Origin of the sequence: Chitinophaga sp. (assembly GCF_036569185.1) — a bacterium.
In the GTDB taxonomy this organism is placed as follows: domain Bacteria; phylum Bacteroidota; class Bacteroidia; order Chitinophagales; family Chitinophagaceae; genus Chitinophaga.
Genome location: NZ_DATCRD010000065.1, coordinates 1 through 9,463 on the forward strand (window position 1 = coordinate 1; position 9,463 = coordinate 9,463).

At 48.5% G+C, this 9,463-nt stretch carries 6 protein-coding genes; 2 read left to right on the plus strand and 4 right to left on the minus strand.

Annotated elements, in window-relative coordinates; genetic code table 11:
* Window positions 1–97: 97 nt before the first annotated feature.
* From VIM72_RS04680 to VIM72_RS04690, 3 genes are read right to left on the minus strand one after another with little or no spacing between them, the layout of a single operon-like run.
* Entirely contained in the window at window positions 98–985 is an 888-nt protein-coding gene (locus VIM72_RS04680) for a substrate import-associated zinc metallohydrolase lipoprotein (protein WP_332001705.1), read from the minus strand.
* 19 nt (window positions 986–1,004) lie between these two features.
* Window positions 1,005–2,432, minus strand: a complete 1,428-nt coding sequence (locus VIM72_RS04685; RefSeq protein ID WP_332001706.1) for a RagB/SusD family nutrient uptake outer membrane protein — start codon at window positions 2,430–2,432, stop codon at window positions 1,005–1,007.
* 17 nt (window positions 2,433–2,449) lie between these two features.
* The gene (locus tag VIM72_RS04690; RefSeq protein WP_332001707.1) at window positions 2,450–5,812 is read right to left on the minus strand and encodes a SusC/RagA family TonB-linked outer membrane protein; all 3,363 of its coding nucleotides are present in this window, start codon (window positions 5,810–5,812) and stop codon (window positions 2,450–2,452) included.
* 380 nt (window positions 5,813–6,192) lie between these two features.
* Between VIM72_RS04690 and VIM72_RS04695 the strand changes: the two genes are divergently transcribed.
* The gene (locus VIM72_RS04695; protein WP_332001708.1) at window positions 6,193–6,774 is read left to right on the plus strand and encodes a sigma-70 family RNA polymerase sigma factor; all 582 of its coding nucleotides are present in this window, start codon (window positions 6,193–6,195) and stop codon (window positions 6,772–6,774) included.
* 67 nt (window positions 6,775–6,841) lie between these two features.
* Here VIM72_RS04695 and VIM72_RS04700 read toward each other — a convergent pair whose 3' ends face one another.
* Window positions 6,842–8,680 (minus strand): hypothetical protein, encoded by a 1,839-nt coding sequence (locus VIM72_RS04700; RefSeq protein WP_332001709.1) that lies wholly within the window; start codon window positions 8,678–8,680, stop codon window positions 6,842–6,844.
* Between the two features lie 561 nt (window positions 8,681–9,241).
* Between VIM72_RS04700 and VIM72_RS04705 the strand changes: the two genes are divergently transcribed.
* Window positions 9,242–9,463 (plus strand): hypothetical protein (locus VIM72_RS04705; RefSeq protein ID WP_332001710.1); only part of this gene is annotated, 222 nt, incomplete at its 3' end.

The following is a 9,463-nucleotide window of genomic DNA, read 5'->3' on the forward strand; positions in this document are numbered from 1 at the left end:
TCTGATTTCCTGTCGCATGCAGAGAGCATCACTGCAATACCGAGGAGATAATATATCCATATCTTTTTCATAAATAATAATTCAGGGTGATCAACAATTATTGATAATAGCCGGCCAGCGCTCTGCGGCATTTACGTTGCAGGGCATAAAAATCGATGGACCACGACCTTGCAAAATAATCCACTACCGCTGCCTCTTTAGCTTTAATAGCATCATATCCCGGGGTTCCCGGTCCATCGGTCTGGTCGGCCAGGATCTTTTCGTAATCGTCGTATCCATCGTTACCATTGTCTGCTCCTATCAGCAGGGAGGCCACCATTTCCACGAAGTCTTCATTCGGATCCGATTCCGCATAAGCAGTAATAAATCCATCCATGCGTGCTTGCTGGTCGGAGATATTGTACCAGTTACCTGTATACTTTGGCGTGATCTGTTTAAACGAAGGAGGCACCAGGATATTCTGGTTCAGGATGTGGCCAAACTCATGGTGCATGGTATGTCCCATCCGTTTCAGGATATTGGAATCTTTTGCCTGCGCGGTAAAATTATTCAGTTCAAAGAGCACCATGGAGGTGCCGCCTTCTGCCTGCCCGAGGATAATAGTGCCGTTACTTTCAAATTGTGCGGACCCTGCTACTTTAAAAGTTTTTGGCAGGTATCTCCTTAAAAAAACAGTGCTGCCGGTTTGTTCATTATAAGGCCGGAAGGTAACGGCCAGCAATGCTTTCAGCGCCGGGATGATTTTCTCTGCCTTGGGCGGAACAATTTCATAGGGAAAATCCAGTTGCCCGGGCAGCCATTTGTAGTATACAGCAATGTTGTAAGGCACCGTAAGACTATCATGTATAAAAATATCTTCCGGTGTGGTGGCGGTGGAATCGCCGCCCAGGCCAACCGGTGGCGTGGTAAGATTTACCTTTTCTTTTTTACAGGCGCTTCCCATTAACAGTAACAGGAAGATGCCGGAGATGATATGTAGTTTCATTGATGTCATTTTTAAAGGGTTATCTTGGGTTCAGTGCCATTCCATCGTTGACTGCTTCTGCCGGTAACTGCAGCAGTCTTCTTTTATCGCCGGGGGCCAGGGTAGTACTGAAACCGGGAGATCCTGTGTGCACTACCGGGATATCCAAACGGAGAATATCGAACCAGCGGAGACCTTCCTGCATGTAAGTAACCCTTTTCATATAAAGCGCCGTTTCAATCATGGCCGGGTCCTGCGGCAGGCCGTAGAAGCTCATCATTTTTGCAACAGTAACATTGTGCCTGGAAGGGTTGTAATTGGAAACGTTTTTACTTACCCAGGTATTCATGTCGGTAATAGCCGCATTGTAATTCTTTAAGCGGATATTGGCTTCTACCCTGTTCAGCAGCACTTCATCCATACTAAGGAGCGACATTACGGTAACATCGCTTTTGAATTTAGGGAAATTGAAATACTGTGGCCCGGAGCCGTAAATAGACATGGCCAGGTTACCGCCGGTCACGTTGTTCGACAGGAAGTATTCCTGGTTGATCTGTGTGCCTATACCATAACGGTAGCTGTAATAGTTGCCCGGGTATTTGGTGCCCGGTGCTTCCTGCAATAAAATATTGGCAGGGTTGGAAGACTGGTTATAGAATATCACCATATCGTTGTACGACATGCCATAGAACGTAACCTGGTTGCGGATCAGGTTAGCGGGGCTGGCGCTGCCGAAAACAGCGGTGCTATGTTCCACCACTTTTGCATAATCCCGTTTGAATAAATAGAACCTTGCAGCAAAAGCATGTGCGGCCTGGCGGGTGAAATGGTATTTAGGTGCGCTGGCATACAGTTCGTCTTTCAGCAGGGGCAAGCCGGTAGTAAGGTCATTTTCAATTTTCTGGTACACGGCAGCTACAGTTCCCCGGTCGTATTTATTAAATACAGAGGTGCTCACAGTGGTCATGTAAGGTACGCCCGGATCGCTTGCAGCGGTGGTAGGGTTATACGCCTTTGCAAACAGCGTAACCAGCATAAAGTGGGCATATGCCCTGCACACCAGGGCTTCGCCTTTTTGCGCGGCATAATTGGCGGAATCGGGGCCATTGCAATAAGACAATGCCTGGTTGGCCACCGCAATGGCGGCGTAGCAGGAATCCCAGTAAGCAATAGGACCGTCGGCGGAAATATCATCCGCATCCTGGTACTTGAAAGTCTGGGTGTTGATCAGGAATGTTTGCGGATCAATACCTACGCCGGTGTTGCCTTTGTCTTCCACGTTGTCGCTCATCGCTTCACAAAACAGCATATAACTGGCATGCGGGTACGCCGTAGTAAGCAGCTGGGTTACCTGTGCGGGCGTGGTGATCACCGTCCTGTTGTCCGGCAGTGTTTCCAGGTATTTCTTACAGCCCGGCGCCGCCACGATGGCGGTAAACAAGCCTATATAAGTGAGTAGTTTTTTCATGATCAGTACTTTTTGGATTAAAGGCTTACTTTCAGGGAAACGGTTATCTGTTTGTTAACAGGTAAGGCTACCCCGCCGGTGTTATAAAATTCCGGATCCTGTCCGTGCAGGCGCTCGTCTGCATAAATAAGCCATAGGTTATTTCCCGTAGCCGTGAGCGATCCGCTTTTTAACCCGATACGTCCCAGCAATGACGCGGGGATCTGGTAACTGAGGGTCACTGATTTCAATCTTACAAATCCTCCATCCGCTACGCGGTCGCTGGAAAAATTATAGTTGTTGTAAGGATACGAGGTCTTCGACAGCAGGTCCGTTTGCGTGTAGATGTCGGCCACAGAAGGAATATTTGTTTTCTTATCATCTCCCGGTAAACTCCATCTTCCTTTAAACTCATTTGGCAGGGAATTGAAATCGGTATAATTGGTGGTATATACCGGTGTAAGCCTGATCTTATTTCCCGCCTGGTATGTAATGAGCGCGCTGAGGGAGAAATCCTTGTAACGGAAAGTATTGCTCCATCCGCCGGTGATGGTAGGATCTGCAGGGCCTTCATACTTCAGGTATTTTACATTATGGCTTTGCAGGTATACGCCGGGCGATACGGTGCCGGTGTCGTTAATAAACCGCGCTACACCGGTATTGGGGTCCAGCCCTGCGTTCTGCAGGGAGAACAACCCGCGTACGGGATAGCCTTCCAGCGCACCGCCGCCTTCACCTACTAGGTCAAATATTACCGGGTTGTTTTTGGCATTGGTGATCAGGGTATTGTTATAACTGAAGATAAAGGTACTGGTAAGGCCCACATTCTTTTGCGCGATGATTTTGCCGGTAAGCGCCACATCAACACCATGCGATTTCATATCGGCGTAGTTGGCAAACTGGTTTACCTGTCCGCCTACGCCGGAAGTTTTGATGAGACCAATGAGGTCAAAGCTTTTCCTGCGGTAGTAATCGAAGGTAAGCCCGAGTCTTTCATCCAGGAACCCGACATCTGCACCAAGATCCAGTTCATATTTTTTCTCCCAGGTAAGATCGGAGTTTTCCAGTGCCTGTATCAGGATGGCTGTTTGCTGATCGTAGAGATAGGGCCTGGCGGTTACGAACGACCGGAGGATGGCGGTGGTGTTGGTAGCGGCGCCGGTGCTGGCATTCAGCCCGTAACTGGCTTTCAGCATCAGGTGGCTGATAGCGCGTGAATTTTTCAGGAACTCTTCCTGGTCCACGTTCCAGTTACCTGCCACGGTCCATGTAGGCAGCCAGCGGGCGTTGGGAGAATTGCCCAACCTGTTGGAGCCATCTTCGCGTACAGTGGCCTGCAGCGTATATTTACTTTTGTACGTATAAGCGGCATTGGCATAAAATGCGATGAAGCGGTCGTATTCGTTGCTTACACCATAATAGGTTTTATTATTCTCTGTCATTTTTTTGATGAAGAGATAATCCACGAAAGGCGTTCCGCCGCTGTTGTACTGGTAACCTACGCCCACGTTGTTGGAAGTTTGCCGGTCGGCATATTTTACTTCCTGCCCTGCCAGTATGTTCAGCTGGTGCATATCATCGTTGAACGACTGGTTATACGTAAACTGGTTACGGAAGGTATAGTTTTTCAGTTCCACATCATTTCTCCGGTAAAACCCGCCGTAGGGCAGTACTACTACTGCCGGGTCGTTGGGGAAATCGGGATTTTTGTAGAGAAACTTATTCCGGTCGTTAATAATGCTGTTGCCGTTGGCGCGGTAGGCATTGGCTTCATTGGAATTTTCATTTGACTTATGTTCCGCGCTGGTCCTGGCATAGCGGATAGCGCCGGTGAAATCGTAACTGAAGTGGTTATTGAATTTATAGTTCAGGTTGCCCTGTAACCTGAAATCGATCACGTTGAGATCCGTGAAGTTATTCCTGGTTTCATCGATGATATTAAACGGTGCGAAATTCCGTGTAAAGTATTCGAGCTGCCCATTTTCATCATAGGCCCTTAATGCCCTGCTGGTGCTGAGCGCATAGGAGAAGGGATTGATATCGAAGTCCCTGGTGTAAGTACCCTGTACTACATCTGATACGCGGTCTTCCGTGCCCGGTGCGCGTTGCTGCCGTACGTTACCATTGATCTGCAATCCGTAGCTCAGTTTATTGTTGGGGGTATAGTTGGCCCGCATATTTACGGTATACCGTTTCACATTATCTGCAATGGTCCATCCTGCGTCGTTAAAGAAGCTGGTGGAGAGATAGAGCTGTGATTTATCCGTACCGGTAGACAGGCTGAGGGAATGTTCCTGCTGAAGGGAATTACGGAACAGGATATCGAACCAGTCGGTGTTGGCGTTGGCGTATTGCATCAGCCATTTTTGCCGGCCTTCGGGGGTATTGAGCACTGCAAACTTATCGCTGCCGTCGGGATACTGGAGGAGGCGGCCCAGTTTACCGTAGATACCCGAAGTAGGCTCATTGATCTGTTCTGCATATTCCAGCAGTGTTTTACGTTCCAGTTCCGCGTATACCGACATCTGGTCGGCCGAGTTCATGATATCGTAATTTTCGTAGGAGGGTTTCAGTTGTACGCCGAAGTTGCCGGTATAAGAAATGGCTGCCTTGCCTGCTTTACCTTTTTTGGTAGTGATCACAATCACACCGTTCATGGCGCGGGCGCCATAGAGAGCGGTAGCGGCGGCGTCTTTCAGGATGTCGAAGGTTTCAATATCATTGGAGTTCAGCCCGGCTACCGCAGAGCCCAGCAGGGTATTGATGTTACCACTGGAAAGTTGTTCGTTGGATACATTCACGATATCTTCCAGCACCACACCGTCTACCACCCATAACGGTTTGTTTTCACCGGAGATAGAGGTAGCGCCGCGGATACGCACTTTGGGCGCGGAGCCGAATGTACCGGAAACGTTTTGTACGCTTACGCCGGCAGCGCGGCCTTCGAGCATACGGCTTACATCCTGCAGACCGTCTATTTTCACATTATCTGCTTTAAGGGTAACAGCAGCGCCGGCAAACTTTTTACGGTCAATGTTCTGGAAACCTGTTACTACTACGCTTCCCAGTTCTGTTACATCTTCTTCAAGGGCAATTACCAGGTTGTTGGTGGCTCTTACTTCCCTGGATTTATAGCCTACGGCAGATATTACCAGTGTGGCGCCGTCCGGTACATCTAGGTCAAATGCACCTGCCGCATTGGTGATGGCGCCCCTGACGGAGCCTTTTATTTTTACCGAGGCGCCGGGCAGGGGCTCGCCTTTGGCATTACGCACAATGCCATGTATAGGGCCCGCCGGTTTTGAGGTTTGCCGCAATGCATCAGGCGGGAGTTTTTCCAGGGAATCCCTGGCGCTTGCCTGCAATGAAAGTGCGAGCAAAAAAAGGGACAGTAGCTTCATAGTTAACAGCGATTTATTTGAATATAATCCGGGCAATGTAGGGGAGTAGGGAAAAGCACCCAGCTTTCTACATCTTTTGGTTGAATACATAAAGAGGCAATAAGGGTTTAAACTTAATTCTGGTTGATATCACTATCGCTTCCCGGCAGTATTATAATGGCTCCGATCTTGAAAAAAAAGCAAAAACTTACCGGGGATCTTATCTACATCAGTACAATTATCATAGTGTATGAAGCTAATTTAACTAAAATTATAATACCATATGCGCAAAAAACAGGAACGGTCAATTTCGTTATGGCAGCGGTTATTCATTTTGCCGTAAACGTTTTTTGCTGTATTTTGCTTTCTTTCTATGGAACTAATCCCATCATTCCCACATCATGCATGATAATGAATTATGGTACTCCTATAAGGAAGGAGATGTAAAAGCCCTGGAAGGATTATATGAAAAGTATTACTCCCCGCTCACGAATTATGGATTTAAGTTTACGTCTGATCATGCATGCATAGAAGAAAGTATGCAGGATCTTTTCCTGAAGCTATGGCAAAACAGGGAGCGTATTGCACAACCGGCGGTGGTAAAGCAATACCTGTATCTTTCTTTCCGGCGGATCCTGCTCCGCAAACTGGAGTATAATCCATCGCGGCATGAGGAGGAACTGAGCGGGGAACATATTCCTTTCCAGTTCGATCTTATCCCTGAGCACCCGGTGGTAAAGAAAGAACGTATGGCGGCACTTATCATCAAAGCCAATACCTTGCACAGCACTTTAACCAACCGGCAACGGGAAGCAGTATTTCTGAAGTATTATGAGGAGCTTTCCTATGAGGAGATTGCGGAGATCATGCACATGAACACAGGCGCTGCCAACATATTGATCTACCGGGCACACGAACGTTTGCGTGAACAGTTCCGCGATTTTACCCTGCTGCAGCTCCTGTATCTTTTGAAGCAGTCCTGAAAAGATTTCCTGAAAATAATTTAAAAAGATAAAAGCAGCGAAGAGATGCTCCGCTGCTTTTTTTATGCTATGCTGTTTTACAGAAAGCAATGTGATCATGTATCAGTGGTATTTTCTGGTAGCCGTTGGTAAGTCCCAGTTGCAGGTCCAGCCAGAGGATATACGCACATGGTTCCATGCCGGTGGTGGAAAACACCAGGCTGTTGTTGTGGTATTCTGCCGCAGCCGGCGGGGGGCCTCCGTTGAAAGATGCCGGTAGCACCGGGTTTCCTTCAAAACGGATAGTAAATGCTTCGATATGCGGATGTGCAATGGTGTATTGTGCGGTAACAGCGGTGGTAATACCGCCGCAGCCGTGGCCACTGCCGGTAGTTTCGCCGATTTCGAGCATTGCCGCCGCCACAATATTTTCGTCGCCGGTATAGCCCCAGCCCGGATGCCTTCTTTGTTTGTAGTTTACATTGGATACTACTATTTTATCCAGTGTATTGATGGCGGTGAGCGTAGTGGTGCCTACTTTTCTTGCTTCGAAAATAATCCTGAAAGTATGGACATTGGCTCTTTGCGCAGGAGGCACCGCGTTGCCGGCAATGAGCACAGAAGGAGCGGTAAGATCAAAATGATCCCTTGCAAAGGCGGTGCCGGTGGCATCAAGCGCCAGCTGTGAAGTATTGAGGATAGCCAGTACACCGTTGGTAGGTGTAAAGATACCGGTGGTCAGGTTGTTGCCACGGGGCACCGGGATCCATACTTCGCCGGCGCTGTTGAGTGCCGGGGTAACAATTACGGATTCGTGCGTCCAGGTAGTGGGACCGGTTTGTTTCAGCAGTTCGCCGATCTTGAAAGGCAGCAGTGCGCTGAGCACCTGTGCGGAGCTGAGCTCATAGCTGGTATCGGCATTGATGATACGGAAGCGGTATTCCATTTCATTGGAGTTGGTGCCGCTGGGCAGCGTGCCGTTAAGATCCAGTGCGCCGTAGAAAGACAGGCGTGGCATATCGGTAGTATAACCCTGCGCATCGAACTGGGCGCCGGTGGGGCCTATGTCGTAGGCGCCTACTCTTTCAAAGAGGGCGGGCACTTCATTGTTGGGCGTGATATCATCTGGTATGCACAGCTCAATACAGAAACAGGGGCCACGGTTGGTACGGTCTGCACGGTGACCGGTACTACGGTCTTCCTTCAGCAACACGGCGCCAGACACCGGTTCTGTGATACTGAAGTAAAGATCCGGGCCGGCGGGCCATTCTACATTCAGCCACGGCGAAAGCAGCGTCTGGCTGAAATCGGCCATGGTATAATCGATCCGGAAATGGCCGCTGGCATCGGTGAGCTGGCTGCCCAGGGGATCGTCCTGGAGCCAGTCTACATCAAACGCGGCTACCCGCAAACCCTGTAAGGGCTTCTGGGTTTTACAGTTAATTACGCGGCCGCAAATGACCCATGCGTCATATTTAGCCCTGATGAGGCACCACCACCGGTTGGGGATTACATATTCCCAGGAGGCGAGGAAATCATTTTCCTGCGCGCGCCACCGGGGCTGCAGCGTGGTGATGTGAAACTGTAGCGTGGGCAGTGGGCCGGGATAGGGTTTGGGTCGTGGCACATTGCCGCATTCGAAGTCGATGTCGAATGCTTCTCCTTCATATTTGCTTTCCCGTCCCAGTGTAAAGGTGAAGTTGCCTTCTGCATCGGTGAGGGTTTCCGCCAGCAGGTTGCCGGCTTTCTTTTTGGCTTCTTCCGCGGATACTTCATGGAAGGTTTCCTTCTCCGCAGCGGTGGCCTGCAGGATCACTTCCCGTGAAACCGCAGCCCGGTAAAGCCTGATCTTAACGTTGGCAATGGCTTCTATGCAGAATTTATCGCACAGAAGTCCTTTTAAATTGCCTTTGAACTGGTAGCTCATGACATTTTATTTTGGGGTTATCAGAAAAAAGAAGCAGGTACGTTTTGAGGTGTTTATCATCGGAATTTTTTGGGGTTGATATAATGCCGCCTGCTGCTTAGCAAAGCTCCACCTAAATTCATTCGTTATCAAGCGGAGAAGTGCGTAAATTCAGGATTACGTAGATATCGCGCAGTGGTGGGAAAGCGCTGATAAACGGAAGGGTATTCGGGGCGGCCGGGATGAAAGTGCTTATTTTTCCCGGAAGATTAGGTCGGCAGCAATTATTCCCGAAAGTCGCCGGTGTTGCCATTGATGCTATTACGCCACAGAATGAACCGCTACCTGATAATAATCTCATCCTGAAATGATAGCGCAAGCATAGTGAAACTTTATCAGGAAGAAATCCTGGGCAGTGGGTTACTCCTGTCATTTCACTTTTTTTGTTAATCATTTTCTGTTAACCCTTTGTTCGCAGATGTAGGGCAATGGTGAAATACCTTTGTTACCTGTAACAGCCTTATTTCAATAAAGTATAAAGATTGAAAGTTACAATGCATCGGGAAAATTGAATAATAGTTAATGAGTCAGAGATATTCAAGAATTCTAATAGACGAAAAACAGGTTGAATTTTTTTTAAGGCATGTGCTTGACTTTGATCCATCAGGTTTGGAAGGGATTATTCCGGATATAGTTGAAGGAGAGATAGGTATCCTGAAAGCACCATATGAAAAGCAAACATATTCAAGCAATGCGTATAGGGATAAGAATTTCTTTGATGAAGAATCCAGGGCGCAATTAAGA

Bases quoted from the DNA above. Each gene is read 5' to 3' on its own strand.
- VIM72_RS04680 (WP_332001705.1), bottom strand. From the start codon at position 985: ATGAAACTACATATCATCTCCGGCATCTTCCTGTTACTGTTAATGGGA.
- VIM72_RS04685 (WP_332001706.1), bottom strand. From the start codon at position 2,432: ATGAAAAAACTACTCACTTATATAGGCTTGTTTACCGCCATCGTGGCG.
- VIM72_RS04690 (WP_332001707.1), bottom strand. From the start codon at position 5,812: ATGAAGCTACTGTCCCTTTTTTTGCTCGCACTTTCATTGCAGGCAAGC.
- VIM72_RS04695 (WP_332001708.1), top strand. From the start codon at position 6,193: ATGCATGATAATGAATTATGGTACTCCTATAAGGAAGGAGATGTAAAA.
- VIM72_RS04700 (WP_332001709.1), bottom strand. From the start codon at position 8,680: ATGAGCTACCAGTTCAAAGGCAATTTAAAAGGACTTCTGTGCGATAAA.